We start from the raw sequence: 25795 nt of genomic DNA on the forward strand, positions 1-25795 counted from the left end.
ATATTGCAAGGGCTATTTATAGTAGCCAAAATCTATTACATTATTTTGCCTATTACAGTCAGCTGAACCAACCAGTAGCTTGCCTTACTTAACCCAAAAGCTCTCTTAAGATTTGGTTCACTTGCTGCGGATTAGCACTACCGCGACTGGCTTTCATGACTTGACCGACCAGACCGTTAAAGGCTTTTTCTTTACCGCCGCGATACTCTTCGACCATTGCTTCATTTTTCGCGATGACTTCTTCTACCATGGCCTTGATAGCACCAGTGTCCGTTTCTTGCTTAAGACCTTTGTCTTCGATGATCTTATCTGCTGCATCATCTGTGTCACCGCCCGCGCGCTCGTATAGAGCACTAAAAACTTTCTTAGCCAATTTACCAGATAGCGTGTCGTCTTTGATACGTTTGAGCATGCCAGCCAATTGCTTGGCGCTGATAGGGGAGTCAGTGATTTCTTTGTCGTCTTTATTCAGCGCACCCAGCAAATCGCCCATCACCCAGTTGCCAGCCATTTTGGCATCTGCTTGCCCAATTTCTGCGACCACAGCTTCAAAGTAATCGGCAATTTGACGACTGCCAGTCAAGATACGAGCGTCGTATTCTGATAGACCAAGCGCTTTTTCAAAACGCGCACGACGAGCAACTGGTAGCTCAGGCATTGCTGCACGAATGCTATCGACAGTATGCTGTTCGATACGCACAGGTAGCAAGTCAGGGTCAGGGAAATAGCGATAATCGTTGGCATCTTCTTTGGTACGCATCACACGAGTTTCGTCGCGCTCTGGATCATACAGCATCGTCGCCTGCAGTACTTTGCCACCGTCCTCTAAAATATCAATTTGACGCTCGATTTCGCGATTGATAGCGCGTTCGATAAAGCGGAACGAGTTGAGGTTTTTGAGCTCAGTACGTGTACCCAGTTCAGCACCAGGCTTACGGATAGAGACGTTACAATCACAGCGGAATGAGCCTTCTGCCATCACTGCGTCTGAGATTCCTAGCCACGTGACCAGCTGATGAATGGCTTTGATATAGGCCAGTGCTTCGTGAGCAGAGCGCATGTCTGGCTCAGAGACGATTTCAATCAATGGCGTACCAGCACGGTTCAAATCCACACCAGTCATACCATCGACGGCATCATGGACTGATTTACCCGCATCTTCTTCTAAATGCGCGCGGGTGATACCCATACGTTTTGGATATTCGTTCTTTTCCCCTTCATTAACCACGACATCGATGTAACCTTCACCCACGATAGGGTTTGCCATCTGAGTGATTTGATAGCCTTTAGGCAAGTCAGGGTAGAAGTAGTTTTTACGGTCAAAGGTATTAAATAGACCCAACTCAGCGTTGACGCCGATGCCGAATTTTAAGGCACGATCGACCACGCCAGCATTGAGAACTGGTAATACGCCAGGCAGACCCAAATCGACGATACTGGCTTGGCTGTTTGGCTCATGACCAAAGTCAGTCGGCGCACTTGAGAATATTTTACTTTCCGTATTTAGCTGGCAGTGAATCTCAATGCCGATGACCACTTCATAACCATCGACGAATAGCTCTTTACGTACGGCGTGTTCACGGACGGCATTGTTATCAGTAATAGCTGTACTCATAATACCGTCTCCTTTGCGATGGCAGAGTGTTGTAGATGATGATCTGTATGCTGCTGGAATAAGTGAGCAGTCGTGAGTAATTGGCTCTCTTGCCAATGTTGACCGATTAACTGTAAGCCAATTGGTAGGCCTTCTTTAGTTAAACCAACAGGTTGGCTAAGCGCAGGCAGACCCGCCAAGTTGACCGCGATGGTATAAACATCGCCTAAGTACATGGTCGCAGGGTCAAGGTTGTCGCTTAATTTATAGGCAGCGGTTGGTGCAGTTGGACTGGCAATCACGTCACAGCTAGCAAACGCCTCATCGAAATCTTTGACGATTAAGCGGCGGATTTTTTGTGCTTTAGTATAGTAAGCATCAAAGTAACCTGCCGATAGCGCATAAGTACCGGTCAAGATACGGCGCTGTACTTCAGGGCCAAAGCCTTCAGAACGTGAGCGCGTGTATAGATCGATAAGGTCAGTTGGATTCTCACAGCGATAGCCGAAACGTACACCATCGAAGCGTGACAGGTTTGATGATGCTTCGGCAGGGGCTAGCATGTAGTAAGTGGCAAGGGTAATCTCAGGGTCAGTGATATTCACCTCCACAATCGTCGCACCCAGCTCTTCATATTTTTTCAGAGCAGCACGTACGGCCGTTTCTACTTCAGCGTCTAGTCCAGCACTAAAGTATTCTTTGGCAACACCAATACGTAGACCGTTAAATGGCTTATCGCCAGCCGCAGCTTCTGCATCGCTGATATCTTGTACGTAGTCAGGCATATCATACTTGATGGACGTTGCATCGCGTGGATCGTGACCAATCATTGGCTGTAGCAGATAGGCACAATCTTTAGCGCTGCGTCCCATGCTACCAGCTTGATCCAGACTTGAGGCATAGGCAATCATACCAAAGCGAGAGACGCGACCGTAGGTTGGCTTGATACCGGTTAAACCACAAAATGAGGCAGGCTGACGAATAGAGCCACCAGTATCACTGCCCGTTGCGACTGGGACAAAACCTGCGGCAACGGCGGCAGCACTACCACCTGACGAACCACCAGGGACGCGCTCTAGGTTCCAAGGGTTCTGCACAGTGCCATAGTAAGAGCTGCTATTGTCTGAGCCCATCGCAAACTCATCCATATTGAGCTTGCCTAAACTAATCATGCCTGCTTTGTCTATGTTAGAAACGATGGTAGCATCATAAGGTGAGATAAAGTTATGCAGCATCTTAGAGCCACAAGTCGTCAGTACACCTTGAGTACAAAAGATGTCTTTGTGCGCCATCGGTACGCCAAGTAATGGACGCTGATCGCCTTGTGCGCGCATCTCATCTGCTGCCTTTGCTTGCGCGCGTGCTGTCTCAGAAGTATGAGTGATAAAGCTGTTAATCTTACTGTCTAGCGCATCTATACGCTTGATGTAGTGTTCTGTCAGCTCAAGGCTGCTAAATTGTTTGTCTTGCAAGCCCGTAATAAGCTGCTGGGTACTTAATAAATGAAGTTCTGACATAAGGTGTCGTCCGTCAAAATGTGAATAGCATAAAGTAAAATAGGGTAGCGATTAAAGCAGCGCGCTGCTTATTCAATCACTTGTGGAACCAAATATAAGCCATCTTCAACAGCTGGGGCGACTGACTGATTGCGCGCGCGGTTGATATCGTGTTTGGCCACATCAGCCCGCAATTCTTGGCAAGCTTCATGAATGTTTGCTAAGGGTTTGATGCCTGTGGTATCCACGTTAGACAACGTATTCATAAGTTTTAATACTTTACTAATATCGTCGGCATAGCTATCGGCTGTGCTTTCATCGACACCCAAACGTGCAAGGTTGGCAACTTCTAGGATTTCTTCACGGCTGACGTTGCTGTCAGACGTTGCTGGTTGCTGTGACATAGTTTCTCCAGTGAAGGACAGTTTTTGTTAGAGTAGAATGCGGCTAAAATAGACAAGCATTAGATATAGATAATTATTAACACAAACTAAAACAAGGGGTTTATCTTAAGATGTATATATAGTGGCTTTATTATAAAGCATCTGGCTTAAGTTTACAGAGCATGACGCTTGATTGATGCACAATATCAACCAAGATGGCATGATTTGCAAAATTGACCGTATAATTCACGATTGATTCTCAATTGCTTACCCATTACGTTCTGAAATACGTTACAGTATGCACCTGTGCTGCTAAGCAAAAGTATCATTTGCCTGTAGAGCCTTGTTAGTTATTGAATTAAATGATGTTTCATTAAGTCGAATGGTATTTACTGCTATTTTAAACTTTGTAACAACTTTTAGCGTTTAAGACCAAAATCCTGACTTACTGATGCAAATATCTGTGTTTTTTTTGAGCCAAATCGGTATAATTTAGCTCAGTTTTTCCATTGCATCATTATTGCTTAGGTTTGACTTGTTGCGAGGTTCAAATTTCGCCATAAGTAATGTCTAACGACGACCTGCTCAACGCTGACGAGTAACGCCTCAGTCAATCTCATTCGCCTCATTCGCCTCATTTGTAATACGCTGGAAATATTAGTCATGAACCTGTTTGGATTTTTATCAAATAATATCGCTATCGACCTCGGTACTGCGAACACTCTCATTTTTATTCCTAATAAAGGCGTCGTACTTGACGAGCCTACGGTGGTTGCGTTACGAAGTAATCGTACACAAAACCCTACCGTTGCGGCTGTTGGTATTGATGCCAAGCAGATGCTTGGTCGTACACCTGCCAATATTACAGCGATTCGCCCATTAAAAGACGGCGTGATTGCTGACTTTGAAGTGACGCAAAAAATGCTCAAGCATTTCATCACGAAGGTAAAAGCCAAGCGTTTTATGGCGCAGCCTAATGTGGTGGTTTGTGTGCCTTGTAAGTCTACTCTGGTTGAGCGTAAAGCGATTCGTGAAGCGGTATCTTCAGCAGGTGCGAGTAAAGTACTATTGTTAGAAGAGCCAATGGCTGCTGCCATCGGTGCTGGCTTGCCAGTTCATGAAGCCAGCGGTTCGATGGTGGTTGATATTGGTGGCGGCACGACGGAGATTGCCGTTATCGCGTTATCTGGTTGCGTTTATGCTGAGTCGATTCGTATCGGTGGCGATATGTTTGATGACGCGATTATCACCCACGTACGCCGTACCCATGGTTGTGTGATTGGTGAGACGACAGCTGAGCGTATCAAACACGAAGTTGGCTCTGCTTTGAATGAAGACAGTCAGCTAGAAGTTGAAGTTCGCGGTCGTAGCATGGCAGAAGGCGTGCCAAAAACCTTTACTGTCAACTCAGAAGAAGTACAAAAAGCCCTGAGTGATCCGCTGAGCGGTATCGTTAGCGCGGTGAAAGCTGCACTTGAGCAGACGCCACCTGAGCTGTCATCAGATATCGCAGAGCGTGGTATTGTCTTGACGGGCGGCGGTGCGCTGTTGCGTGATTTGGACAAATTGATTTCAAGAGAGACAGGTCTACCTGTGACCGTTGCTGAAGATCCATTGACTTGTGTTAGCCGCGGCGGTGGTATTGCGCTTGACTTTATCAATAACAAAAGCTTGAACATGATTTTTGTTTAGATTGCTTTAGTTAAGCACTGCGGTATTGATAAATCATCTTCGTAGTGCTTGATGATAGCTTGCGTAAAAATAGTGGGTCAAAACAGTATAAAATTAAAGGTAGCCAGTTGCGCTGCCTTTAATTGCATTAATCAACTAGAACCCAGTACTGGCTACTGCTTATTTTATAACTCCTGAGTTAGACGACTTATGACCCCAAGTATTTTTGCGCGCCAGCCGTTAGCACTTCGTAAGACTGCCATTGTATTAATAGCAGCTCTAATACTGATGTGGTTCGATAGCAAAAATTCAGAATGGTTTAATCCAGTACGTAGTACCAGTCATGCCGCGATGCAGCCTATTTATGAGCTATCACTGTTACCGAGTTATGCCAAGCATTGGGCAGGTGGCAGCTTACAGTCTAAAGAAGCGCTCCGCCGCGAAAACATGCAATTGAAGTCTCAGCTTATCCATGCGCAAGCCAAGTTACAGCAGCAAGATTATATTTTGGCACAAAATGCGCGCCTGCAAGGTATTTTATCAACGACCAAGCCTGAACAATTTGATCTTAATTTGGCACAGGTAATCGGTACAGACACCAACTTACTCAGACAAATCGTGGTGCTTAATAAAGGTGTTCAAGACGGGGTTCAAGTTGGACAAACAGTGATTGATGAGGACGGTATTTTAGGGCAGATTATTAATGTCTATCCCAATACCAGTCGCCTGCTATTGATTACTGATGAGCAGCAATCGGTTGCAGTTACGGTTAAGCGCACAGGTCAACGCGCTATCGTGACAGGGCAAGGTATACCAACCTCATTAAGCCTTGATTATGTGTTCAAAACCTCAGACGTGCGTGTGGGTGATGAGCTGGTGTCATCAGGATTGGGTGGGCGTATTCCAGCAGGGTATCGTGTCGGGCGTATCGCCCATATTAAAGATACTCAAGCCGATAACTTTAGAAGTATAGAAGTGACCCCAGCGGCGAACTTTATCGATAATGCATATGTATTAGTCCTGCAAGATAAGCTGGTGAATAAAAATAATATTACCCTCAATGACCGTTAAGAAGTTAGGCGCTCAATACGTAAGCATCAATCAGATAATGGCTGGCATCTATTTATTAACTGGTCTGTTTGTCGATACATTTTTAGCCATGGTTTTTATCCCATCAATGCCCACTCATGCTTTAACAGCAGCCATCAATACATTCGTTAAGGTAAGTACCCATGTCGTATCCTGATTCTGAGAATGCAACGGTACTACTGATTGCTACCATCATTCTAAGTTTTGTTATTGCGTCATCGCTTAATGTCTATCCGTTAAGTCCTAGTATGGCTACCTTACGCCCTATGGTCATGATCATGGTGCTGATTTTTTGGTTATTATTTCAGCCACGCTATGTTGGTATTTTTACAGCATTTACCATCGGTCTCATTGCTGACTTACTCATGGATACCCATTTGGGACAGCAAGCCTTTGCCGCCGTGGCAGTCGCCTTCTTCATAAAAATAACCAGTATTTATATTAGGCAACTAAATACCATCAGTGCATGGTTATTAGCGAGCTTAGGATTGGTTGTTTTTCAATTATGTTTATGGATATTGCAGATGTTTATCCAGAATGTCTTTGTCGCACAATCTGCCTTATCACTGTTGATGAGTATCATCAGCTGGCCATTGGTACTACTGGCTTTGCGTAAATTTGCGTCATAAGAAAAATTCTGCTGACAACCAATAAGATTTTAGCGCTGGTGTTTATTAATCATGACTACCTAATGTTAATGCACTAACAGGCAGCAGTTTTCGGTAGTAGGTAGATAAATTCAGATATAAAGAGAGTAGCGATGGATATTATTTTAGCTTCTGGTTCGCCGCGCCGTCGTGAGCTGTTAGAAAGAGCACAACTAGAATTTAGCACATTGAGTGTAGATGTCGATGAAACACAGCATGATGATGAGTCACCCACAGACTATATCGAGCGCATGGTCGCCACTAAAGCTGAGGCTGCCATACAGCAACTAGCATCACGCTTGAAAACGGATAAAAGCTGTTTTTCTGACTCACTTATCATTCTAACGTCTGATACCATCGGTGTGCTGGCAGATGGTCAAACAGTGCTGGTCAAGCCAGTCGATCGTGAGCACGCTTATAGCATGTGGCAACAGATGTCTGATAATGTCCATGAGGTATGGACAGCAGTTCAAGCAACGCATGTATCATTATCTTCTAAAGCGGCTAACAGCTCAATTCATGAGCCAGTATTTCAAATCATTAATCAGCAACGAATCACTGAGCGTACCGAAGTGACCTTTATAGCGCTCACTGCGGAGATGATGAGTAACTATTGGGAAAGTGGTGAGCCTGCTGATAAAGCGGGTGGTTATGGTATACAAGGTTTGGGTGCTATTTGGGTCAGCCGTATCAATGGTAGCTATACCAATGTCGTGGGTTTACCACTTCCACAAACGCTGGCGTTAATTAAAAACGTCACAGATATTAGTATCAAGTAAAATACGAGACAGAACCTCATAGAGATTATTGGTCTCTCAGAGATTGGTTGTCACTCCAACCTGCTGCACATAATAACACGCGAGAGTAATGGGCGAGAGCCAGCTGCATTTGTTACACTATAAAGATAATAGACGATGAACGTCTAACAAGAAAGCTGAGAGATAAGAGAAAAACATTATGTCCGAAGAGCTGCTGATTAATATTAGTCCAATGGAATCCCGTGTCGCAGTCTTAGACAATGGCATCTTGGGCGAAATTTATATTGAACGTCATCATAAATTGGGTCTGGTCGGCAATATCTATCTGGGTACAGTCGTACGCGTTTTACCTGGTATGCAGGCAGCATTCGTTGATATCGGGCAGTCGCGGACAGCATTTTTACATGTCAATGATATGCAGCGTGAGCCGCGCCCAGTAGCAGAAAATAAAAGTAAAGCGGCTGACAATAGCGATAAAAACTCGGATAGCAATATAGAAGATGCTGTGGTAGAAAATAGTACTAATAACTTGGCTGTCACGCCACCGGTGATTAGTATACAAAATACCGAAGTCATCCCTGTGTCTAAAACGTTGATTCAACATCGCTTGCATGAAAGCCAACGTATTTTAGTGCAAGTGACCAAAGATCAGTTGGGCAGTAAAGGCGCTCGCTTGACCACCAATATATCCTTGCCATCTCGCTATTTGGTGTATCTGCCCTCAAGCGAACACATTGGTATCTCTCAGCGCATTGATGGCGAAGAAGAGCGCACTCGTCTGAAGACTGAGCTTAGTAGCCTGATGCAAACGGTCAATTTAAAAGGCGGTCTCATCGCTCGTACCGCTGCTGAACGTGTCCCTGTCGATAAGCTTGAAGAAGACATTTATTATCTATTGCAGCTGTGGCGTACCATCTGCGCGCGTCGCCAAGAGATGAAACAACATCAAAGTTCTGAGCTTATTTATCAAGAGCTATCATTACCACTGCGCTCTATCCGTGATTTGGTACACGCGGATACCGAGAAAGTCATCATTGATAATGCACAAATTTATGAACAAGTCAGATCCTTTGCCAAAGAGTTTGTGCCTTTTGTCTATGACCGCATTGTCCATTATACCGCTGAGCCATCTTTGTTTGATGTTCATCGGGTCGAAGATGATTTGCGTGATGCTTTAAAACGCCGCGTAGATTTAAAATCAGGTGGCTATCTCATTATCGACCAAACAGAAGCGATGACCACAATCGATGTCAATACTGGATCATTCGTAGGCGGGCGTTCGTTAGAAGATACGGTTTATAAAACCAATCTTGAGGCAACTCATGCAATCGCCCGTCAGCTGCGTTTGCGTAATCTAGGCGGTATTATCATCCTAGACTTTATTGACATGCTTGAGCAGCAGCATAAAGATGATGTGTTAGAGAGCCTGCAATCACAGCTAGTACAAGACTATGCCAAAACTAAGATTACTCAGGTCAGTGAGCTTGGGTTAGTAGAGATGACGCGTAAACGTACGCGTGAGTCGCTCGGGCAGCAGCTATGTGAGCCGTGCTCGACCTGTCAAGGACGCGGCTTTGTCAAAACGGCTGAGACAGTGTGCTTTGAGATATTCCGTGAAATCATGCGTTGTGCTCGTACTTATAACTCTCCCAAGAAATTTACGGTCGTTGCTCATGCCGCAGTCATTGATTTACTTCTCACTTCAGAGTCAGACACGGTGGCAGATTTAGAGTATTTACTTGGTAGAGTGATTACCTTTGATGTCGAAAATCTCTATACTCAAGAGCAATATGACATTGTTTTGGATTAACGGTTTTAGATGGATTTTTCATAGCTTTAGATTAACAGTGCATAGTTATCAATTCATATAAGCGTGATTATTAAGCACAGATATTGTTGTTTACATATTACTGTTTATAAAGGGTAATATCATAAGTCGCTACAGATATTACCCTTGCAATGACTGAAATACTATGTATAATATACACCACTGAATTATATATGCGCCGCCAATCAAACAGCGGGCGCTATGACAGCTAGAGCATCGTTTCTAGCACTATTTCATTATGCCTTTGCTGACATCCTATAATGGAAGGGTCGGCGGGGCTTTAAACTATTTTGCTTTTGGCACGCTACAAGTTCGGATAAAGAACTCATTCTGGTTAAGAACAGAAGGCCGCTTTAAGTGAATATTTAACCAAACGGCTTTTGATCATATCTTTGCAAAGCAAAAATGACAAAAGCACATATTAGGAGCTTGCTGGCATGGCTAACCAGAGAATCCGTATCCGTCTTAAGTCTTTTGATCATCGTCTGATTGATCAATCTGCACAAGAGATTGTTGATACTGCAAAGCGCACCGGTGCGCAAGTTTGTGGTCCTGTACCGTTGCCGACTCGCATTGAGCGCTTCAACGTTCTAACTTCACCACACGTAAACAAAGACGCTCGTGATCAGTACGAAATCCGTACTCATAAGCGTATGGTTGACATCGTTCAACCTACCGACAAAACTGTGGATGCGCTAATGAAGCTTGACTTGGCGGCGGGTGTTGACGTTCAAATTGCTTTGGGTTAATGCACATAAACACCCAACCCATTAATATAAGATATAAAGAGGTCTAAAATGGCGATCGGTTTAGTCGGTAAAAAATGCGGCATGACCCGTGTCTTCACTGAAGCAGGCGCATCTATCCCTGTAACAGTGGTTGAGATCAGTGCTAATCGCATTACTCAAGTAAAAAATACTGATGTAGATGGCTATCAAGCCATCCAAGTTACCACAGGTACCCGTCGTGACAGCCGCGTAGCAGCAGCTCAAAAAGGTCACTTCGCTAAAGCTGGCGTTGCCGCTGGTCGTGGTGTTTGGGAATTTCGTGCCAATGATAGCGATCTTGAAGGTCGTGAAATTGGTGGTGAGATCCTAGCTGACTTGTTCGAACAAGGTCAGATGGTTGATGTCACAGGTAACAGTAAAGGTAAAGGCTTTCAAGGCGGCGTGAAGCGTCACAACTTCAGCATGCAAGATGCCACTCATGGTAACTCAGTATCTCACCGTGCCATTGGTTCAACTGGTCAAAACCAGTCACCAGGTAAAGTCTTCAAAGGCAAAAAAATGCCAGGTCAGATGGGTAACAAACGCGTTACCGTTCAGGGCCTAGAAGTGATATCGGTTGATGTTGAAAAAGGGTTACTTGTCATCAAGGGTGCTATCCCAGGTGCCACCGGTGGCGATGTCATCGTACGTCCGTCAGTCAAAGCCTAAGCAAGGGGATTAACGTGGATTTAAAAACAGTTACAGGGGCGGCAGTTGAGCTTTCTGATACGGCTTTCGGTCGTGAATTCAACGAAGCACTAGTGCATCAAGTCGTCACCGCATATCTTGCTGGTGCTCGTCAAGGTACACGCGCTCAAAAAACCCGTGCCGAAGTTTCTGGTGGTGGCATTAAGCCATGGCGCCAAAAAGGTACTGGTCGCGCTCGTGCAGGTTCTATTCGTAGCCCAATCTGGCGTGGGGGCGGTCGTGCATTCGCGGCTAAACCACAAGATTGGTCACAGAAAGTTAACCGTAAAATGTATCGCGGTGCTATGCAGTGTATCTTAGCCGAATTGATTCGCCAAGAGCGTTTGATTTTGGTCGAAGAGCTAAGCGTTTCTGGACCTAAGACTAAAGAGTTGATTGCAAAGTTAGGTGAGTTAAATGCATCACGTGCATTAATCGTCACTAAAGAAGTTGACGAAAACTTATACTTAGCTGCTCGCAACATCCCACATGTCAATGTACTTGATACAAGTGAAGTGGATCCAGTGAGCTTGATCGCTTTTGATAAAGTGATCATGACAGTCGAAGCTGCGAAACAATTTGAGGAAGCACTAGCATGAATAACGCAAGACTTTATCAGATCCTAAGAGGACCTGTATTCTCAGAGAAATCTCAAATGCTTGGCGACTCACTTGGTGTGCAGGTATTTAAAATTGACTCTAACGCTACTAAGCTTGAAGTCAAAAAAGCGGTTGAGATGATGTTTGAAGGTGTTGAAGTTTTAAAAGTAAACACTTTGAATGTTAAAGGTAAGACAAAGCGTTTTGGTAAAAGTATCGGCCGTCGTAATGACTACAAAAAAGCCTACGTTACCTTAAAAGCTGGTCAAGATGTACAAATGGCTGATGCTGGTGAAGAGGTCGCGAATACGACTGCTTCTACTAGTGAAACAGCGAACAACGAATAAGGATTACACTCATGCCTATCGTAAAAGCAAAGCCAACATCACCAGGCCGTCGTTTTGTTGAAAAAGTGGTGCATCCACACCTTTATAAAGGTCGTCCGTTTGCAGCGCTTCTCGAATCAAAAAGTAAAACTGGTGGTCGTAACAATAATGGTCGCATAACGACTCGTCATATTGGCGGTGGTCATAAGCAGCATTATCGTATTATCGATTTCAAACGTACTAAAGACAATATCCCAGCCACGGTAGAGCGTATTGAATACGATCCTAACCGTACTGCGCACATTGCTTTACTTAAGTACGCTGATGGCGAACGTCGCTATATCATTGCTGCTAAAAAACAAGCAGTTGGCGATACAGTAATGTCAGGTGAGCTATCACCAATTCGTCCAGGTAACTGTTTACCGCTGAAAAACATCCCATTGGGTACTGTGATCCATAATATCGAACTTAAAATCGGTAAAGGCGCACAGATGGCTCGTTCTGCGGGTGCTAGCGTTCAGTTGTTAGGTCGTGAAGGTATTTATGCTATTCTACGTATGCGCTCTGGCGAAACTCGCCGTGTACACGTGAACTGCCGTGCCGTTATTGGTGAAGTTTCTAACACTGAAAACAACTTGAAATCACTTGGTAAAGCCGGTGCTTCACGTTGGCGTGGTGTTCGTCCTTCTGTTCGTGGTGTTGCTATGAACCCGGTTGATCACCCACATGGTGGTGGTGAAGGTCGTAATAAAGGTCGCCATCCAACCAGCCCTTGGGGTCAGAAGTCTAAAGGACTTAAAACGCGTAGTAATAAGCGTACTGACAATATGATCATCCGCCGTCGCGCCAAGAAGAAATAAAGGAAGAATTTCATGCCTCGTTCATTGAAAAAAGGTCCATTCATAGACGCGCATTTGTTTGCTAAAGTTGAGAATGCATTAGACACCAACTCGCGCAAGCCAATTAAGACTTGGTCGCGCCGCTCGATGATCCTACCACAAATGGTTGGCTTAACCTTGTCTGTTCACAATGGCCGTACTCATGTACCGGTTATCGTGAGTGAACAGATGGTTGGTCATAAACTAGGTGAATTTGCCCCGACTCGTACGTATCGTGGTCATGGCATTGACAAAAAAGCTAAGAGATAAGGTGCTTACCATGGAAGTAACTGCAAAATTACGCGGTGCCGCCATATCGGCACAAAAAGTTAGACTCGTTGCCGATGAAGTTCGTGGCAAATCTATCGAGCGTGCTTTGGATATCCTAACGTATAGTAATAAAAAAGGCGCTGTATTTGTTAAGAAATGTCTTAACTCAGCCATCGCCAATGCCGAACATAACAACGGTCTAGATATTGATACCCTTAAAGTATCAACCATCTACGTTGATGAAGGCATTACGCTAAAACGTATCCTACCACGTGCTAAAGGTCGCGCTGATCGTATCAGTAAGCGTACCTGTCACATCACTATAAAGGTAGGAGAATAAGTTATGGGTCAAAAAGTACATCCAATCGGAATTCGTCTTGGTGTTGTAAAGAAGCATAACGCAAACTGGTATGCTAACCCTAAACAATACTCAGAATACCTAATCAACGACATTCAAGTTCGTGAGTATCTGCGCAAAAAGCTTGATAGTGCTATGATTAGCAAAATCATGATTGAGCGTCCTACCGGTGCTGCTAAAATTACCATCGCCACTGCGCGTCCTGGTATCGTTATCGGTAAGAAAGGCGAAGACATTGAAAGACTTCAAAAAGAATTGACCAAAATTATGGGCGTACCTGCTCAGGTCAACATTGAAGAAATCACCTCGCCTGATCTTGATGCTCATTTAGTAGCGGAAGGTATCGCAAGCCAGCTTGAGCGTCGTGTTATGTTCCGCCGTGCTATGAAGCGCGCCGTACAGAACAGCATGCGTTCTGGTGCTAAAGGTATTAAAGTTGAGCTGTCTGGCCGTCTTGGCGGTGCTGAGATTGCTCGTACTGAATGGTACCGTGAAGGTCGTGTGCCATTGCATACACTACGCGCTGATATCGACTATTCGTCAGTACGTGCGGAAACTACTTACGGCACCATCGGTGTAAAAGTTTGGATCTTCCGTGGCGAAATCCTTGACGGTATGAACAGTGTATACAATCCCGTTAAAGAAGAGCAGACTCGTGCGCCAAAACGCCGTGGTCGTGGAAACGGAAACCGTCGAAACACAGACAGAGGTTAAACTATGTTACAGCCAAAACGTACCAAGTTTCGTAAAATGCACAAAGGTCGTAACACTGGGCTAGCTCATCGTGGAAGCACCGTTGCATTCGGACAAATTGGTCTAAAATCGTTGACTCGTGGTCGTATGACTGCCCGTCAAATTGAAGCAGCACGTCGTACCATCACTCGTAAAATTAAGCGTGGTGGTAAGATTTGGATTCGTGTATTCCCAGACAAACCAATTACCAATAAACCACTAGAAGTACGTATGGGTAAAGGTAAAGGTCCTGTAGAATATTGGGTATGCGAAATCAAACCTGGTAAAGTGCTATATGAACTCGAAGGGGTTTCAGAAGAACTTGCTCGCGAAGCGTTCACGCTTGCTGCAGCAAAACTGCCCTTTAAAACTACCATTGTTAAGCGGACGATAATGTAATGAAGATCAGTGAATTACGTGATAAATCATTAGAAGAACTGACTCAGTTACTTGATGAAAAGCAACTTGATGCTTTCCGTATTCGTATGGCTAAAGCAACTGGTCAGTTGGGTAATACCCATGAAGTACGTGTTAATCGTCGTGCGATTGCTCAGCTTCAGACTTTGATTAACGAGAAACAACGAGGCGACTCATGAGCGATAACAATCAAACAGCTAATGCTAGCGTATTGACAGGACGAGTTGTCAGTGACAAGATGGACAAGTCCATCACAGTTTTGATTGAGCGTCTGGTTCGTCATCCTTTGTATGGCAAGCAGCTTCGTCGTTCTACAAAAATCAAAGCCCATGATGAGAATAATGTTTGCCAACAAGGCGACCTTGTCCGCATCAAAGAAACGCGTCCAATCTCTAAAACCAAGTCTTGGACTTTGGTTGAAGTGGTTGAAAAAGTAGAAAAAATCTAAGTAAATTGCATTAAAAGCCAGAAGCTGTTAAAATAGCCGCCTTTTTAAGGATGCTGATTGCGCCGAGCGTATATCACTCACATTAAGAGTATCAGCGGTTATTATTATTAAAATGCCGACTACTCATACTGTGCTAGCGGCAGCAACTGGTTTTTATTGCTCATACGTGTGGAGTAACGCTATGATTCAGGTTGAATCGATGCTGGAAGTTGCAGATAATAGCGGTGCAAGACGAGTTCAGTGCATTAAAGTACTGGGTGGCTCTCATCGTCGTTATGCATCAGTTGGCGACATTATTAAAGTAACGGTTAAAGAAGCCATTCCTCGCGGTCGTGTTAAAAAAGGCGACGTGATGAATGCTGTAGTTGTACGTACCAAAAAAGGCGTTCGTCGTCCTGATGGTTCTGTTCTGCGTTTTGACGACAATGCTGCGGTATTGTTGAACCAAAATAAAGCACCGATTGCAACTCGTATTTTTGGACCGGTAACTCGTGAACTACGTGGTGATCAGTTTATGAAAATTGTATCACTAGCACCAGAAGTATTGTGAGGTAATCCATGTCAAAATTACGTAAAGGCGATACAGTTATCGTGATTGCTGGGAAAGACAAAGGCAAGCAAGGTACTGTACAAGCTGTAAAAAATGATCGTATTAAAGTTGAAGGCATTAATATTGTCACTAAACATCAGAAGCCAAATCAGGCAACTGGCGTTGAAGGTGGCATTCTTAAGAAAGAAGCTTTTCTACATATCTCAAATGTCGCAATATTAAATGCGCAAACCCAAAAAGCTGATCGTATTACTTATCAGTTCGGCGAAGACGGCAAGAAACAACGCGTCTATCGTTCGAACGGTGAAGTAGTGGCGACTGCGTAAGACACTAAGGGTGTAATGGTAATGGCAAGATTAAAATCTCTATATAACGAAGAATTAAAGCAGCAAATCAAAGAAGAGCTTGGTTTGGCTAATGTGATGCAAGTGCCTAAAATCACTAAAATCACACTTAACATGGGTGTAGGCGGCGCGTCTCAAGACAAGAAATTGCTTGAAGGTGCAGTAGCTGACATGACCGCTATCGCTGGTCAAAAACCTGTCGTCACCAAAGCGCGTAAATCAGTTGCTGGCTTTAAAATTCGTGAAGAATGGCCAATTGGCTGCAAAGTAACGCTACGCGGTGAGCAAATGTACGAATTTTTAGATCGTCTCATTGCCATTGCAATTCCTCGTATTCGTGATTTCCGCGGTTTTTCACCTAAAGCCTTTGACGGACGTGGTAACTACTCATTGGGTATCAAAGAACAGATCGTATTCCCAGAAGTAGATTTTGACAAGATTGATCGTATCCGCGGTATGGATGTGACAATCACCACGTCAGCTCAATCTGATGAAGAAGGTCGCGCGTTGCTTAAAGCATTCGGCTTCCCATTTAAATAAGGTAAAGACGTTATGGCAAAGAAGAGCATGATTAACCGCGAATTAAAGCGCGAAAAAATGGTTGCTAAGTACGCTGATAAGCGTATCAAGCTAAAAGAAACTATCAGTGATATGACTGCAAGTGACGAAACTCGTATGGAAGCGATGCTAGAGCTACAAGCTCTTCCACGCAATTCATCGCCAGTACGTCTGCGCAATCGTTGTGCTATCACCGGTCGTCCTCACGGTTACTTCCGCAAGTTTGGCTTATCACGCAATATGCTGCGTGAGCGTGTCATGCAAGGCGATGTGCCTGGTGTTCGTAAAGCAAGCTGGTAAGGGGTAACTATATGAGTATGCAAGATACCGTTGGGGATATGCTAACCCGTATTCGTAACGCACAAATGGCTAACAAAGTATCGGTAGCAATGCCGAGCTCTAAATTACGTAAATCAATAGCTGATTTGCTAGTTAGCGAAGGTTATGTGGCGAGCGCTGTTGTGACTGAAGAAGCGAACAACAAAGCAACTTTATCTATCGAATTGAAATACTTCGAAGGCCGCGCTGTCATCGAAACGATTCAACGTTTTAGCCGTCCTGGTTTACGCCAGTTCCGCGGTAAAGACGCTATCCCTACTGTTAAGCAAGGTATGGGTGTTGCTATCGTATCAACTAGCCAAGGCATCATGAGTGATCGTGCTGCACGCGCTGCTGGTATCGGTGGTGAAATCGTCGCATTTGTAGCGTAAGCTACACGACGATAAAGTCTATTTGATGATTGTTAGATTTCTATTGATTGAGTAATAATGAATTATTTCAAATTGATAGGTGTCTAACGCAGTCAACTATGCTAAACTAACACGCTTTTTAGCCTGTTAGTTTTTTCGCTAATATAAAGAAGTTAATTTTTTAAGGAATATTCCTATGTCTCGTGTGGCTAAAGCCCCAGTGACACTGCCAAACGGCGTAAGTGTTACTTTGAACGATCGGCAGGTCGAAGTGAAAGGCAAGAACGGCATTTTGTCTTTACGCCTGCATGAATTGGTCGAGCTGAAACAGGAAGATGATGCGATCATTTTCTCACCTACAGTCGATTCAAAAGAAGCTATGATGCACACTGGCACCATGCGCGCTCTTGTTAACAACTATGTTAAAGGCGTGAATGAAGGCTTTGAAAAGCGTCTTCAGTTAATTGGTGTTGGTTATCGCGCACAAGTTGCTGGTAACAAGGTAACTTTGAACGTTGGTTATTCTCATCCAGTAGAATATACGTTGCCTGAAGGTGTGTCAGCTGAAACCCCAACGCAAACTGAAATTGTTTTGAAATCAAACAATAAACAGCAGCTTGGTCAAGCAGCGGCTAATATCCGCGGTTTCCGCCCACCTGAGCCTTATAAAGGTAAAGGTATTCGTTATAGTGACGAGCATGTGATTCGCAAAGAAGCCAAGAAAAAATAAGGTGAGTTGAAATGTTTGATAAAAAAGCAGCTCGTCTGCGTCGAGCTAAGAAAACCCGCGCGCATATCCGTTTCTTAGGCGTTCATCGCTTAACGGTTACTCGCACGCCAAAACATATTTATGCCCAGATTATCTCTCCTACCGGTGGTGAAGTGATTGCTCAGGCATCTACCTTAGACGGCAGCTTGCGCTCAGGCGCGACTGGCAATGCTGATGCAGCAACGTCTGTGGGCCAAATGATCGCAGAACGCGCAAAAGCAGCTGGTATCACTAAAGTTGCCTTTGACCGTAGTGGTTTTAAATATCATGGTCGAGTTAAAGCTTTAGCAGAAGCAGCTCGCGAAAACGGATTGGAGTTTTAATCATGGCTAGAAATGATAAAAATGATAAAAATGAACAGACTGACGGTCTAGTAGAACGCTTAGTTACCGTTGATCGCGTTGCAAAAGTTGTTAAAGGTGGTCGTATTTTCTCTTTCACTGCATTGACTGTAGTGGGCGATGGCAATGGTCGTGTTGGTTTTGGTCGCGGTAAAGCACGTGAAGTGCCAGCTGCTATCCAAAAAGCACTAGAAGCTGCCAAACGTAATATGATTACTGTTGAGCTTAATGATGCAACTTTGTATCATCCGATCAAAGCACGTCATGGTGCTAGTAAAGTTTATATGCAGCCTGCATCTGAAGGTACTGGCGTAATCGCTGGTGGCGCAATGCGTGCTGTATTAGAAGTTGCTGGTGTCAAAGATGTTTTGACTAAATGTTATGGTTCTACCAATACTGCTAACGTTGTTCGCGCAACGTTTAACGGTTTACGTGATATGTCAACTCCAGAGAAGATGGCAGCGAAACGTGGTAAATCTGTAGACGAAATCTTGGGTTAACTTAGACTAGGTGAGTTACGATGAAAAAAATGAAAGTCACTCAATTTAAATCGGGTGCCCATCGCCTAAAGAGCCACAAAGCGAGCTTGAAAGGATTGGGTTTACGCCGTATTAATCATACTGTTGAAGTAGAAGATACACCTTCAAACCGTGGTATGGTCAATCGCGTTAACTACATGGTAAAAGTGGAGGAAGCGTAATGGGTCTTAGATTAAATGAATTATCACCAGGTGTTGGCGCAAAGAAAACTGCCCAACGTCGTGGTCGTGGTATCGGTTCAGGTCTTGGTAAGACTGGTGGTCGTGGTGTAAAAGGTCAGAAATCTCGTTCAGGTTCTAGCATACGCTCAGGATTTGAAGGTGGTCAAATGCCTTTATATCGTCGTCTACCGAAATTTGGTTTTACCAGTAAAATGGCAATGAAGACGGCTGAAGTACGTCTTTCTGAACTGAACAAAATCGAAGGCGATGTGGTTAGCCTTGAAACACTTAAAGCTGCTAACCTAATCCGTCACGACATGAAGCGTGCCCGTATTATGTTGTCAGGCGAAGTCACTAAGGCTTATACCTTTAAAGGTATCAAAGTGACTAAAGGCGCTAAGCTAGCAATCGAAGCTGCTGGTGGTAGCATCGAGGAGTAGTAACGTGTCAAAACAATCAATGTCATCGACTGGTATACCGCTCAATCCATTTGCATTCATACGCAAGTATGATGAATTATGGACGCGTTTATTATTCTTAATCGGCGCATTGGTTGTTTATCGTTTAGGGTCACATATTCCAGTACCGGGTATCAATCCGGTCAACTTGGCTGATCTGTTTTCGCGCAACGAAAATACCATTTTGAGCATGTTTAACATGTTCTCAGGTGGTGCACTAGAGCGTATGTCCATTATGGCGCTCGGCATTATGCCGTATATTTCAGCATCGATTATTGTACAGATGATGTCTGCAGTATTGCCATCGCTTGAAGCCCTCAAAAAAGAAGGCGAAGCGGGACGACGTAAGCTGAACAAGTATACCCGTCAAGGGACACTTGCTTTAGCCCTAGTACAGTCATTAGGAATGTGTGCTGGCTTAATCAGTCAAAATCTTACTTTATCTTCTGGTCTGACCTTTTATATTCCAGCGGTTACCTCATTGGTAGCGGGCGCTATGTTCTTGATGTGGCTTGGTGAGCAGATTACAGAGCGCGGCGTAGGTAATGGTATTTCAATGCTCATTTTTGCGAGTATTGTGGCTGGTACGCCAGGTATGATTTCGCAGTCTATTGAACAGGTTAATCAAGGGCAGATGAACTTGATTGTACTGTTTATTTTTGTACTACTAGGCATCGCGGTTACTGCTGGTATCGTTTATATTGAACGTGCTCAGCGCCGTGTCCCAGTGAACTATGCGCAGAAGCAGCAACAAGGTCGTAAAATATATGCTCAGCAGCAGTCACATTTGCCGCTGAAGCTTAACATGGCAGGGGTTATCCCAGCCATTTTTGCCAGCTCGTTATTGTTGTTTCCAGCAAGTTTAGGGCAGTGGGTCGGTCAATCAACTGATCCTACCCTTACACAAAAAATACTACAGAATATGGCATTGGTGTTGTCTCCAGGACAGCCGCTATATTTGGTTCTGTTTGGCGCGATGATTATTTTCTTCTGTTACTTCTATACGGCATTGGTATTTAGTCCACGTGAAGTAGCTGAAAACCTTAAACGTAGTGGTGCGTATATCCCAGGTATTCGCCCCGGACAACAAACTCAGCGTTACCTAGATCATGTATTAAACCGACTGACCTTTATTGGCGCGATGTATATGACGGTTATTTGTTTAATGCCAATGGTCGTCCAGTCATCGTTTGGTGTACCGTTTCAACTCGGTGGTACGTCTTTACTGATTATGGTGGTTGTGGTAATGGACTTCATTTCGCAAATCCAAGCGCATTTGATGACCCATCAATATCATGATCAGACGTTAATTCAATCGCCCACTCAACCTTAAATGAGCGGTACGATATCTCAAAGGAGCATGCTATGAAAGTTCAAGCATCAGTTAAAAAGATTTGTGGTAGCTGTAAAGTTGTGCGCCGTAAAGGCCGTGTACATATCATCTGTACAGCAGAACCTCGCCACAAGCAACGTCAAGGTTAATATTTAGTATTATAAAGTCTTAGACTTTTGTTACTATTTAAATTAATACTTGAAAAATGAAGGCGGATGGGATATCATCCGCCACTTGCCGTAGTTTATGCAAAAACTTTTATAAGACCGTCAATGAATAGGCTTGTAACCAAGTCAAAGCAGCGATAATAATTATAAAAGCTTTAGTATTGACAGCAACAAATCTGAAAAATAAAGCCTTATTGATAAATAACGCTTATTTTTCTTTAATGGAGAGAAATCAATGGCTCGTATTGCCGGCGTAAACATTCCGGATAATAAGCATGCTGTTATTTCACTAACTTACATCTTTGGTGTAGGTCGTACCACTGCTCAGAAAATCTTAGAAGCAGTTGGCATTGCCCCTACTACTAAAGTTAGTCAGTTAGATGATACACAGTTAGATGCTATCCGTGCACAAGTTGCAAATTACATGACTGAAGGTGATCTTCGTCGTGAAGTGTCAATGAATATCAAGCGTTTAGTTGATCTTGGTTGTTACCGTGGCATCCGTCATCGTCGTAACCTACCAGTTAGAGGTCAGAATACTAAGAACAACGCTCGTACTCGTAAGGGTCCGACACGCCCTCTCAAAAGATAATTAACTTAGGAAGCTAAAAGATGGCTAAAGACACTCGTAGTCGCAAGAAAGTGACTCGTCGTTCAGTATCGGAGGGCATTGCCCATATCCATGCGTCTTTTAATAACACCATTGTTACGATTACCGATCGTCAAGGTAATGCACTGGCTTGGGCCACTTCAGGTGGACAAGGCTTCCGTGGTTCACGTAAATCTACACCATTTGCAGCTCAGGTTGCAGCTGAAGTCGCTGGTAAAGCGGCTCAAGAATATGGTGTTAAGAATATCGACGTTTTGGTCAAAGGACCAGGACCGGGTCGTGAGTCTGCGGTAAGAGCACTAGGTGCATTGGGTTATAAAGTTAACAGCATCTCTGATGTAACCCCAATCCCACACAATGGTTGCCGTGCGCCGAAAAAGCGCCGCGTCTAATATTAAAGACGAAGCTTTTTATCCCAAAAGCTTATAGGAGACATAACAATGGCCCGCTATATTGGACCAAAACTCAAATTATCACGTCGTGAAGGCACGGACTTAGGTCTTAAGTCTGGCGTTAAACCATACGACGTAAAAACGAAAAAAGCTGGTCGTCCACCAGGTCAACACGGTGTAAGCCGTAACAAGACCTCAGAATATGCTTTACAGCTGCGTGAAAAGCAGAAAGTTAAGCGTATCTATGGTGTACTAGAGCGTCAGTTTGCTAATTACTATAAAGAAGCTGCTCGTAAGCGCGGTGCTACTGGTGAAAACCTGTTAGCCATGCTTGAGAGCCGTCTAGATAACGTTGTTTATCGCATGGGCTTTGGCTCAACTCGCGCCGAAGCACGTCAGCTAGTCAGTCATCGTACTGTTATGGTAAAAAAAGCTGGCCGTGATGAGTTTGTTCGTGTGAACATTCCATCAATTCAGTTGCAAGATGGTGATGTCATCGCTATCCAAGAGAAGTCTCGCGAGCAATTACGTATTAAAAACGCAATTGAGCTGGCTACCCAACGTGGTATTCCAGAATGGCTAGATGTTGACCACAGCAAATTACAAGGCACGTTCAAACAAGCGCCTGATCGTATTGATCTACCTGCTGAAATCAACGAAAGCTTGATCGTTGAGCTATACTCTAAGTAATGACGTAATGCTCGATGTCGTGAAAACGGCATTGAGCAATCAACGTTAATTAAACCAGTTTAATAAATCGAGGTGACATCATGATGCTAAATGCAACTGAGTTTCTAACGCCGAATGCCATTAATGTGGATACGGTTAATGAAACGATTGCGAAAGTCACGCTCGAACCGTTAGAACGCGGCTTTGGGCATACCCTTGGTAATGCCTTACGTCGCATCTTGTTATCTTCATTACCTGGTGCTGCAGTCATTGAAGCTGAGATTGATGGTGTTGACCATGAATACTCAACGCTTGAAGGGCTACAAGAAGATGTACTTGACTTGCTTTTGAATCTAAAAGGCTTGGCTATTACGCTTCATGACCAAAATGAAGTATTTTTGACCTTGGATAAACAAGGTCCAGGCACTATTACTGCTGCAGACATCGCGTTACCGCATAATGTAGACATCGTCAATCCAGAATTGGTGTTGGGTACATTGAGTGATCGTGGTCATCTTAAGATGCGTTTGCGTGTAGTAATGGGTCGTGGATATGAGCCAGCAAACCAGCGCCGTGAAGATGGTGATACTAAAGCAATCGGACGTTTAAAGCTTGATGCAAGTTTTAGTCCTGTGCTTCGTGTTGCTTATCAGGTTGAGAACGCTCGTGTAGAGCAGCGTACTGATCTTGATCGTCTTATCATTGAGCTTGAAACTAATGGCACTATAGATCCAGAAGAAGCAATTCGTAAAGCAGCCACTATTTTACAACAACAGATTTCTATCTTTGTTGACCTAGAAGCTGAAGAAGCGCCTGAGCCTGTGAAAGAGAAAGAAGAGGTTGATCCGGTGCTATTACGCCCTGTGGACGATCTTGAACTAACGGTTCGCTCAGCCAACTGCTTGAAAGCTGAAAACATTTACTATATCGGTGATTTGGTACAACGTTCAGAGACTGAACTTCTAAAAACCCCAAATCTTGGTAAGAAATCATTAACGGAAATCAAAGACGTACTAGCGTCTAAAGATTTAGAGCTCGGTATGCGCCTAGATAACTGGCCACCAGCTGACCTTCGTGTTGATGATCGCTTTTCTTATCGTAGCCGTTAAACTTTAAGGATTTTTGACTATGCGCCATCGTAAGAGTGGAGTCAAGCTGGGTCGTACCGGCAGTCATCGTAAGGCAATGTTTCAGAACATGACTAACTCATTATTTGAGCATGAACTGATCAAAACAACTTTACCAAAAGCAAAAGAGTTACGTCGCGTTGCCGAGCCATTAATCACTATGGCTAAAGAAGACAGCGTTGCTAACCGTCGTTTGGCATTTAGCCGTATGCGTAGCAAAGCTATGGTAGGTAAACTATTTGGCACGTTAGGTCCTCGTTACCAGACCCGTCCAGGTGGATATTTGCGTATCGTAAAATGTGGTTACCGTGATGGTGACAATGCGCCAATGGCATATGTAGAATTGGTTGATCGCGACTAATTTTACAATAAGCAAAAAATGTATATAAAAAAGCTCCAATTGAATTGGAGCTTTTTTTGTGTCTGATACTTGAGTCTATTACCGTAGTAGTGAATCTACATCCGCGGCACCTTGTCTGATAATTTCAGGCTGGCTACCAGTCATATCAACAATCGTAGTGAGCTTAGTGGTTTTTATACCTGCATTTATCAAACCGTCGATTTGATTGCCTAATAAATCCTCAATCTCAAAGGGATCATCTAGTATGTCATCGCGGTTAGGCAGAATTAATGAACTGGTTAAGATAGGTTCATCCATGGCCTCTAAAAGCGCTTGCGCAATAGGGTTGCTAGGTACTCGAATACCGATGGTTTTTTTCTTCGCATGTGCCAATTTTTTTGGTACGTCTTTTGTGGCATTGAGGATAAAGGTGATGGGCGCAGGAGTAAGTGCTTTAAGCTGTTTAAATTGTACATTGTCTACTGCGGCATAGTTGGCAATTTCGCTTAAGTCACGGCATAGCAAGGTAAACTGGTGTTTATCATCAAGCTCACGAATTTGTTTGAGCTTATCGAGTGCATCCTTTGCCCCTAAGCGACAACCAAAAGCATAGCTGGTATCGGTAGGGTAGATAATGAGCTGGTCTTTACGTAACAGATCCGCCACTTGCTCAATCAGACGTGGCTGTGGATTTTCTGGATGAATATAAAATACTTGCATAGCAGTTCCTTATTTTATAATTATGGGTTTTTAAATGTGAAGTTTTTGACTAAGTAGAACATTTTTGGCGCATACGCTTCTTTCACTAAGTTTACTAAAAAAGCATTACTGCCTTCCTAGTATAGCGCAAAGCCAATATAAGTTTGATTGCAAGCCGTTACTATGCGTAGACAATCGTTAACGCAAAAATGCCACACCTTTAAACTGATAGGTTGCTGTTATTTTGAATCAGCTATACAGACACTGAGTAAGGCGTGTAATAAAGTCTTAGCATCAGGTGGCAATATATTGGGCTTAGCGATGTATTGTTGCACTTGTCGGTAGACGTCATTTGCGAATGTACTATTGCTTGTATCAAAGTCAGCAAACAAATTATCTTGTGATACCTCAAATGATCGTTCGCAAGCGAGAGTAAATAGACACTCTAACGCTTGTGGCTTAATCTCTACGCGCTCAAATGCTTGCTGCTGAGCGGCGGTACGCCCATCTGGTGCATACCAGTAGCCAAAGTCAGCCAAACGTCTACGAGCCTCTCCAGCTACACACCAATGGCTCATTTCATGCAACGCACTAGCAAAAAATCCATGAGCGAATTCAATTTTTGCGGGTTCTTTATTTTGTGCCGGAAAGTACTCTGGTTCTCCTTGTCCACGAACCAATGTCACATTTTGATGAGCGAATAAATTATTGAATAATTGGATGAGCCAATCAGTAGCCGCTTGCTCGTATTTATTAACCAATGATGGAGTGCCATCTAAGCTTTTGATAGCAGCTAACCTTTCTAACCTTTGCCATTCACTTTTTACATCCTCTAAGCACTGATTGTTTTTAAGGTTCCACGAGTCAGTGGAAGAGGCATTCACATTACTGGTTAACGTAGTGAGACGTTGCAATAGTATCTTTGCTTCAAGTGGAGAAAGTAGGTTCGAGAAGTCAGGTTTATCATTAAACACATTCATAGGTAAAGCACTGGTCAAATAAAAGATAAAAACAAGAACTATCTTTGAATATAAATAGGAGAAATAAAGAGATGAAAATAGAGCTTATATCAAATAAATTTAACATACTAGCGCTAGCGTC

General features: G+C 43.8%; 38 protein-coding genes. 33 read left to right on the forward strand and 5 right to left on the reverse strand.

Features of this window, described 5'->3' with window-relative positions; genetic code table 11:
- Positions 1 to 88: 88 nt before the first annotated feature.
- From gatB to gatC, 3 genes are all read right to left on the reverse strand, one after another.
- Positions 89 to 1615 carry an Asp-tRNA(Asn)/Glu-tRNA(Gln) amidotransferase subunit GatB gene (gatB, locus tag ACI2JM_RS10770; protein ID WP_404644141.1) on the reverse strand — a complete coding sequence of 509 codons (1527 nt, stop codon included), beginning with the start codon at positions 1613 to 1615 and terminating at the stop codon, positions 89 to 91.
- Positions 1612 to 3111 carry an Asp-tRNA(Asn)/Glu-tRNA(Gln) amidotransferase subunit GatA gene (gene gatA / locus ACI2JM_RS10775; protein ID WP_404644143.1) on the reverse strand — a complete coding sequence of 500 codons (1500 nt, stop codon included), beginning with the start codon at positions 3109 to 3111 and terminating at the stop codon, positions 1612 to 1614. The genes gatB and gatA overlap by 4 nt, the downstream gene beginning before the upstream one ends.
- Before the next feature lie 68 nt (positions 3112 to 3179).
- Complete coding sequence (gatC, locus tag ACI2JM_RS10780; RefSeq protein ID WP_045446594.1) at positions 3180 to 3494, reverse strand: Asp-tRNA(Asn)/Glu-tRNA(Gln) amidotransferase subunit GatC; 315 nt, start codon at positions 3492 to 3494, stop codon at positions 3180 to 3182.
- A 642-nt stretch (positions 3495 to 4136) separates the two neighbouring features.
- Here gatC and ACI2JM_RS10785 point away from each other — a divergent pair.
- The 33 genes from ACI2JM_RS10785 (at position 4137) to rplQ (ending at position 24016) form a co-directional block, all read left to right on the forward strand.
- Entirely contained in the window at positions 4137 to 5165 is a 1029-nt protein-coding gene (locus ACI2JM_RS10785; protein ID WP_083475748.1) for a rod shape-determining protein, read from the forward strand.
- Positions 5166 to 5354: 189 nt separating this feature from the next.
- Positions 5355 to 6215 (forward strand): rod shape-determining protein MreC, encoded by an 861-nt coding sequence (gene mreC, locus ACI2JM_RS10790; RefSeq protein WP_060490528.1) that lies wholly within the window; start codon positions 5355 to 5357, stop codon positions 6213 to 6215.
- 161 nt (positions 6216 to 6376) lie between these two features.
- Positions 6377 to 6862 (forward strand): rod shape-determining protein MreD, encoded by a 486-nt coding sequence (mreD, locus tag ACI2JM_RS10795; RefSeq protein ID WP_045446600.1) that lies wholly within the window; start codon positions 6377 to 6379, stop codon positions 6860 to 6862.
- Between the two features lie 131 nt (positions 6863 to 6993).
- Positions 6994 to 7659: a Maf family protein gene (locus ACI2JM_RS10800; RefSeq protein ID WP_404644149.1), complete on the forward strand. Its 666-nt coding sequence runs from the start codon at positions 6994 to 6996 to the stop codon at positions 7657 to 7659.
- A gap of 178 nt (positions 7660 to 7837) precedes the next feature.
- Positions 7838 to 9448, forward strand: a complete 1611-nt coding sequence (locus tag ACI2JM_RS10805) for an Rne/Rng family ribonuclease (protein WP_060490531.1) — start codon at positions 7838 to 7840, stop codon at positions 9446 to 9448.
- A gap of 455 nt (positions 9449 to 9903) precedes the next feature.
- A complete protein-coding gene (gene rpsJ / locus ACI2JM_RS10810) occupies positions 9904 to 10215 on the forward strand; it encodes a 30S ribosomal protein S10 (protein ID WP_010196670.1) in 312 nt (103 codons plus the stop codon).
- Positions 10216 to 10263: 48 nt separating this feature from the next.
- Positions 10264 to 10902: a 50S ribosomal protein L3 gene (gene rplC, locus ACI2JM_RS10815; RefSeq protein ID WP_055125271.1), complete on the forward strand. Its 639-nt coding sequence runs from the start codon at positions 10264 to 10266 to the stop codon at positions 10900 to 10902.
- Between the two features lie 14 nt (positions 10903 to 10916).
- Complete coding sequence (gene rplD, locus ACI2JM_RS10820) at positions 10917 to 11519, forward strand: 50S ribosomal protein L4 (RefSeq protein ID WP_045446611.1); 603 nt, start codon at positions 10917 to 10919, stop codon at positions 11517 to 11519.
- Positions 11516 to 11866 carry a 50S ribosomal protein L23 gene (rplW, locus tag ACI2JM_RS10825; protein ID WP_010196677.1) on the forward strand — a complete coding sequence of 117 codons (351 nt, stop codon included), beginning with the start codon at positions 11516 to 11518 and terminating at the stop codon, positions 11864 to 11866. Before rplD ends, rplW begins: the two co-directional genes overlap by 4 nt.
- 11 nt (positions 11867 to 11877) lie before the next feature.
- Positions 11878 to 12705 (forward strand): 50S ribosomal protein L2, encoded by an 828-nt coding sequence (gene rplB / locus ACI2JM_RS10830; protein WP_055125272.1) that lies wholly within the window; start codon positions 11878 to 11880, stop codon positions 12703 to 12705.
- A 12-nt stretch (positions 12706 to 12717) separates the two neighbouring features.
- Positions 12718 to 12993: a 30S ribosomal protein S19 gene (gene rpsS, locus ACI2JM_RS10835; protein WP_010196682.1), complete on the forward strand. Its 276-nt coding sequence runs from the start codon at positions 12718 to 12720 to the stop codon at positions 12991 to 12993.
- 10 nt (positions 12994 to 13003) lie between these two features.
- A complete protein-coding gene (rplV, locus tag ACI2JM_RS10840) occupies positions 13004 to 13333 on the forward strand; it encodes a 50S ribosomal protein L22 (RefSeq protein ID WP_045446615.1) in 330 nt (109 codons plus the stop codon).
- A gap of 3 nt (positions 13334 to 13336) precedes the next feature.
- Positions 13337 to 14065 (forward strand): 30S ribosomal protein S3, encoded by a 729-nt coding sequence (rpsC, locus tag ACI2JM_RS10845; protein WP_045446618.1) that lies wholly within the window; start codon positions 13337 to 13339, stop codon positions 14063 to 14065.
- Between the two features lie 3 nt (positions 14066 to 14068).
- Positions 14069 to 14482 (forward strand): 50S ribosomal protein L16, encoded by a 414-nt coding sequence (gene rplP, locus ACI2JM_RS10850; protein WP_055125273.1) that lies wholly within the window; start codon positions 14069 to 14071, stop codon positions 14480 to 14482.
- Complete coding sequence (gene rpmC / locus ACI2JM_RS10855) at positions 14482 to 14679, forward strand: 50S ribosomal protein L29 (protein WP_011279794.1); 198 nt, start codon at positions 14482 to 14484, stop codon at positions 14677 to 14679. Before rplP ends, rpmC begins: the two co-directional genes overlap by 1 nt.
- Complete coding sequence (gene rpsQ, locus ACI2JM_RS10860) at positions 14676 to 14948, forward strand: 30S ribosomal protein S17 (protein ID WP_045446623.1); 273 nt, start codon at positions 14676 to 14678, stop codon at positions 14946 to 14948. The genes rpmC and rpsQ overlap by 4 nt, the downstream gene beginning before the upstream one ends.
- Before the next feature lie 181 nt (positions 14949 to 15129).
- Positions 15130 to 15498: a 50S ribosomal protein L14 gene (rplN, locus tag ACI2JM_RS10865; protein WP_010196702.1), complete on the forward strand. Its 369-nt coding sequence runs from the start codon at positions 15130 to 15132 to the stop codon at positions 15496 to 15498.
- 8 nt (positions 15499 to 15506) lie between these two features.
- Positions 15507 to 15824: a 50S ribosomal protein L24 gene (rplX, locus tag ACI2JM_RS10870; protein WP_045446626.1), complete on the forward strand. Its 318-nt coding sequence runs from the start codon at positions 15507 to 15509 to the stop codon at positions 15822 to 15824.
- 21 nt (positions 15825 to 15845) lie between these two features.
- On the forward strand, positions 15846 to 16382 hold the full coding sequence (rplE, locus tag ACI2JM_RS10875) for a 50S ribosomal protein L5 (protein WP_011512858.1): 537 nt from the start codon (positions 15846 to 15848) through the stop codon (positions 16380 to 16382).
- Positions 16383 to 16394: 12 nt separating this feature from the next.
- Positions 16395 to 16700 carry a 30S ribosomal protein S14 gene (rpsN, locus tag ACI2JM_RS10880; RefSeq protein WP_021813378.1) on the forward strand — a complete coding sequence of 102 codons (306 nt, stop codon included), beginning with the start codon at positions 16395 to 16397 and terminating at the stop codon, positions 16698 to 16700.
- Positions 16701 to 16711: 11 nt separating this feature from the next.
- Entirely contained in the window at positions 16712 to 17110 is a 399-nt protein-coding gene (gene rpsH, locus ACI2JM_RS10885; protein WP_045446631.1) for a 30S ribosomal protein S8, read from the forward strand.
- A gap of 175 nt (positions 17111 to 17285) precedes the next feature.
- Complete coding sequence (gene rplF / locus ACI2JM_RS10890; protein ID WP_045446634.1) at positions 17286 to 17819, forward strand: 50S ribosomal protein L6; 534 nt, start codon at positions 17286 to 17288, stop codon at positions 17817 to 17819.
- Positions 17820 to 17830: 11 nt separating this feature from the next.
- The gene (gene rplR / locus ACI2JM_RS10895) at positions 17831 to 18181 is read left to right on the forward strand and encodes a 50S ribosomal protein L18 (protein WP_021813381.1); all 351 of its coding nucleotides are present in this window, start codon (positions 17831 to 17833) and stop codon (positions 18179 to 18181) included.
- 2 nt (positions 18182 to 18183) lie between these two features.
- Positions 18184 to 18699, forward strand: a complete 516-nt coding sequence (gene rpsE / locus ACI2JM_RS10900; RefSeq protein WP_010196711.1) for a 30S ribosomal protein S5 — start codon at positions 18184 to 18186, stop codon at positions 18697 to 18699.
- A gap of 20 nt (positions 18700 to 18719) precedes the next feature.
- Positions 18720 to 18899: a 50S ribosomal protein L30 gene (rpmD, locus tag ACI2JM_RS10905; protein WP_201540379.1), complete on the forward strand. Its 180-nt coding sequence runs from the start codon at positions 18720 to 18722 to the stop codon at positions 18897 to 18899.
- Complete coding sequence (rplO, locus tag ACI2JM_RS10910; protein ID WP_404644158.1) at positions 18899 to 19339, forward strand: 50S ribosomal protein L15; 441 nt, start codon at positions 18899 to 18901, stop codon at positions 19337 to 19339. The genes rpmD and rplO overlap by 1 nt, the downstream gene beginning before the upstream one ends.
- A gap of 19 nt (positions 19340 to 19358) precedes the next feature.
- On the forward strand, positions 19359 to 20690 hold the full coding sequence (gene secY, locus ACI2JM_RS10915) for a preprotein translocase subunit SecY (RefSeq protein ID WP_173936727.1): 1332 nt from the start codon (positions 19359 to 19361) through the stop codon (positions 20688 to 20690).
- 32 nt (positions 20691 to 20722) lie between these two features.
- Entirely contained in the window at positions 20723 to 20839 is a 117-nt protein-coding gene (gene rpmJ, locus ACI2JM_RS10920; RefSeq protein ID WP_010196721.1) for a 50S ribosomal protein L36, read from the forward strand.
- Positions 20840 to 21092: 253 nt separating this feature from the next.
- Positions 21093 to 21449, forward strand: a complete 357-nt coding sequence (gene rpsM, locus ACI2JM_RS10925) for a 30S ribosomal protein S13 (protein ID WP_021813384.1) — start codon at positions 21093 to 21095, stop codon at positions 21447 to 21449.
- Between the two features lie 20 nt (positions 21450 to 21469).
- On the forward strand, positions 21470 to 21859 hold the full coding sequence (gene rpsK / locus ACI2JM_RS10930; protein WP_045454458.1) for a 30S ribosomal protein S11: 390 nt from the start codon (positions 21470 to 21472) through the stop codon (positions 21857 to 21859).
- A 48-nt stretch (positions 21860 to 21907) separates the two neighbouring features.
- Positions 21908 to 22549 (forward strand): 30S ribosomal protein S4, encoded by a 642-nt coding sequence (rpsD, locus tag ACI2JM_RS10935; protein ID WP_010196731.1) that lies wholly within the window; start codon positions 21908 to 21910, stop codon positions 22547 to 22549.
- Positions 22550 to 22629: 80 nt separating this feature from the next.
- Complete coding sequence (locus tag ACI2JM_RS10940) at positions 22630 to 23637, forward strand: DNA-directed RNA polymerase subunit alpha (RefSeq protein ID WP_045446643.1); 1008 nt, start codon at positions 22630 to 22632, stop codon at positions 23635 to 23637.
- 19 nt (positions 23638 to 23656) lie between these two features.
- Positions 23657 to 24016 carry a 50S ribosomal protein L17 gene (gene rplQ / locus ACI2JM_RS10945; RefSeq protein WP_021813387.1) on the forward strand — a complete coding sequence of 120 codons (360 nt, stop codon included), beginning with the start codon at positions 23657 to 23659 and terminating at the stop codon, positions 24014 to 24016.
- Positions 24017 to 24094: 78 nt separating this feature from the next.
- Here the strand turns inward: rplQ and ACI2JM_RS10950 are convergent, their stop codons facing one another.
- Together ACI2JM_RS10950 and ACI2JM_RS10955 are read right to left on the reverse strand one after the other, a co-directional pair.
- Positions 24095 to 24715: an L-threonylcarbamoyladenylate synthase gene (locus tag ACI2JM_RS10950; RefSeq protein WP_060490532.1), complete on the reverse strand. Its 621-nt coding sequence runs from the start codon at positions 24713 to 24715 to the stop codon at positions 24095 to 24097.
- 218 nt (positions 24716 to 24933) lie between these two features.
- The gene (locus ACI2JM_RS10955) at positions 24934 to 25674 is read right to left on the reverse strand and encodes an elongation factor P hydroxylase (protein WP_404644163.1); all 741 of its coding nucleotides are present in this window, start codon (positions 25672 to 25674) and stop codon (positions 24934 to 24936) included.
- Positions 25675 to 25795 lie beyond the last annotated feature (121 nt).

It is taken from the genome of Psychrobacter sp. NPDC064578 (assembly GCF_044901245.1).
Taxonomy (GTDB): domain Bacteria; phylum Pseudomonadota; class Gammaproteobacteria; order Pseudomonadales; family Moraxellaceae; genus Psychrobacter; species Psychrobacter cibarius_C.

What these genes read in the sequence shown, in the direction of transcription:
- rpsH (WP_045446631.1), top strand. Translation starts at nt 16,712, where the DNA reads ATGAGTATGCAAGATACCGTTGGGGATATGCTAACCCGTATTCGTAAC.
- rpsS (WP_010196682.1), top strand. Translation starts at nt 12,718, where the DNA reads ATGCCTCGTTCATTGAAAAAAGGTCCATTCATAGACGCGCATTTGTTT.
- gatA (WP_404644143.1), bottom strand. Translation starts at nt 3,111, where the DNA reads ATGTCAGAACTTCATTTATTAAGTACCCAGCAGCTTATTACGGGCTTG.
- rpmC (WP_011279794.1), top strand. Translation starts at nt 14,482, where the DNA reads ATGAAGATCAGTGAATTACGTGATAAATCATTAGAAGAACTGACTCAG.
- rpsD (WP_010196731.1), top strand. Translation starts at nt 21,908, where the DNA reads ATGGCCCGCTATATTGGACCAAAACTCAAATTATCACGTCGTGAAGGC.
- rplP (WP_055125273.1), top strand. Translation starts at nt 14,069, where the DNA reads ATGTTACAGCCAAAACGTACCAAGTTTCGTAAAATGCACAAAGGTCGT.
- secY (WP_173936727.1), top strand. Translation starts at nt 19,359, where the DNA reads ATGTCATCGACTGGTATACCGCTCAATCCATTTGCATTCATACGCAAG.
- rplN (WP_010196702.1), top strand. Translation starts at nt 15,130, where the DNA reads ATGATTCAGGTTGAATCGATGCTGGAAGTTGCAGATAATAGCGGTGCA.
- rpsQ (WP_045446623.1), top strand. Translation starts at nt 14,676, where the DNA reads ATGAGCGATAACAATCAAACAGCTAATGCTAGCGTATTGACAGGACGA.
- rplC (WP_055125271.1), top strand. Translation starts at nt 10,264, where the DNA reads ATGGCGATCGGTTTAGTCGGTAAAAAATGCGGCATGACCCGTGTCTTC.
- rpsK (WP_045454458.1), top strand. Translation starts at nt 21,470, where the DNA reads ATGGCTAAAGACACTCGTAGTCGCAAGAAAGTGACTCGTCGTTCAGTA.
- gatB (WP_404644141.1), bottom strand. Translation starts at nt 1,615, where the DNA reads ATGAGTACAGCTATTACTGATAACAATGCCGTCCGTGAACACGCCGTA.
- ACI2JM_RS10785 (WP_083475748.1), top strand. Translation starts at nt 4,137, where the DNA reads ATGAACCTGTTTGGATTTTTATCAAATAATATCGCTATCGACCTCGGT.
- rpmD (WP_201540379.1), top strand. Translation starts at nt 18,720, where the DNA reads ATGAAAAAAATGAAAGTCACTCAATTTAAATCGGGTGCCCATCGCCTA.
- rplW (WP_010196677.1), top strand. Translation starts at nt 11,516, where the DNA reads ATGAATAACGCAAGACTTTATCAGATCCTAAGAGGACCTGTATTCTCA.
- ACI2JM_RS10940 (WP_045446643.1), top strand. Translation starts at nt 22,630, where the DNA reads ATGATGCTAAATGCAACTGAGTTTCTAACGCCGAATGCCATTAATGTG.
- rpsN (WP_021813378.1), top strand. Translation starts at nt 16,395, where the DNA reads ATGGCAAAGAAGAGCATGATTAACCGCGAATTAAAGCGCGAAAAAATG.
- rpsJ (WP_010196670.1), top strand. Translation starts at nt 9,904, where the DNA reads ATGGCTAACCAGAGAATCCGTATCCGTCTTAAGTCTTTTGATCATCGT.
- rplR (WP_021813381.1), top strand. Translation starts at nt 17,831, where the DNA reads ATGTTTGATAAAAAAGCAGCTCGTCTGCGTCGAGCTAAGAAAACCCGC.
- rpmJ (WP_010196721.1), top strand. Translation starts at nt 20,723, where the DNA reads ATGAAAGTTCAAGCATCAGTTAAAAAGATTTGTGGTAGCTGTAAAGTT.
- rplO (WP_404644158.1), top strand. Translation starts at nt 18,899, where the DNA reads ATGGGTCTTAGATTAAATGAATTATCACCAGGTGTTGGCGCAAAGAAA.
- ACI2JM_RS10955 (WP_404644163.1), bottom strand. Translation starts at nt 25,674, where the DNA reads ATGAATGTGTTTAATGATAAACCTGACTTCTCGAACCTACTTTCTCCA.
- ACI2JM_RS10950 (WP_060490532.1), bottom strand. Translation starts at nt 24,715, where the DNA reads ATGCAAGTATTTTATATTCATCCAGAAAATCCACAGCCACGTCTGATT.
- rplF (WP_045446634.1), top strand. Translation starts at nt 17,286, where the DNA reads ATGTCTCGTGTGGCTAAAGCCCCAGTGACACTGCCAAACGGCGTAAGT.
- gatC (WP_045446594.1), bottom strand. Translation starts at nt 3,494, where the DNA reads ATGTCACAGCAACCAGCAACGTCTGACAGCAACGTCAGCCGTGAAGAA.
- ACI2JM_RS10805 (WP_060490531.1), top strand. Translation starts at nt 7,838, where the DNA reads ATGTCCGAAGAGCTGCTGATTAATATTAGTCCAATGGAATCCCGTGTC.
- rplQ (WP_021813387.1), top strand. Translation starts at nt 23,657, where the DNA reads ATGCGCCATCGTAAGAGTGGAGTCAAGCTGGGTCGTACCGGCAGTCAT.
- rplB (WP_055125272.1), top strand. Translation starts at nt 11,878, where the DNA reads ATGCCTATCGTAAAAGCAAAGCCAACATCACCAGGCCGTCGTTTTGTT.
- rpsE (WP_010196711.1), top strand. Translation starts at nt 18,184, where the DNA reads ATGGCTAGAAATGATAAAAATGATAAAAATGAACAGACTGACGGTCTA.
- rpsM (WP_021813384.1), top strand. Translation starts at nt 21,093, where the DNA reads ATGGCTCGTATTGCCGGCGTAAACATTCCGGATAATAAGCATGCTGTT.
- ACI2JM_RS10800 (WP_404644149.1), top strand. Translation starts at nt 6,994, where the DNA reads ATGGATATTATTTTAGCTTCTGGTTCGCCGCGCCGTCGTGAGCTGTTA.
- rplE (WP_011512858.1), top strand. Translation starts at nt 15,846, where the DNA reads ATGGCAAGATTAAAATCTCTATATAACGAAGAATTAAAGCAGCAAATC.
- rplX (WP_045446626.1), top strand. Translation starts at nt 15,507, where the DNA reads ATGTCAAAATTACGTAAAGGCGATACAGTTATCGTGATTGCTGGGAAA.
- rplV (WP_045446615.1), top strand. Translation starts at nt 13,004, where the DNA reads ATGGAAGTAACTGCAAAATTACGCGGTGCCGCCATATCGGCACAAAAA.
- rpsC (WP_045446618.1), top strand. Translation starts at nt 13,337, where the DNA reads ATGGGTCAAAAAGTACATCCAATCGGAATTCGTCTTGGTGTTGTAAAG.
- mreD (WP_045446600.1), top strand. Translation starts at nt 6,377, where the DNA reads ATGTCGTATCCTGATTCTGAGAATGCAACGGTACTACTGATTGCTACC.
- mreC (WP_060490528.1), top strand. Translation starts at nt 5,355, where the DNA reads ATGACCCCAAGTATTTTTGCGCGCCAGCCGTTAGCACTTCGTAAGACT.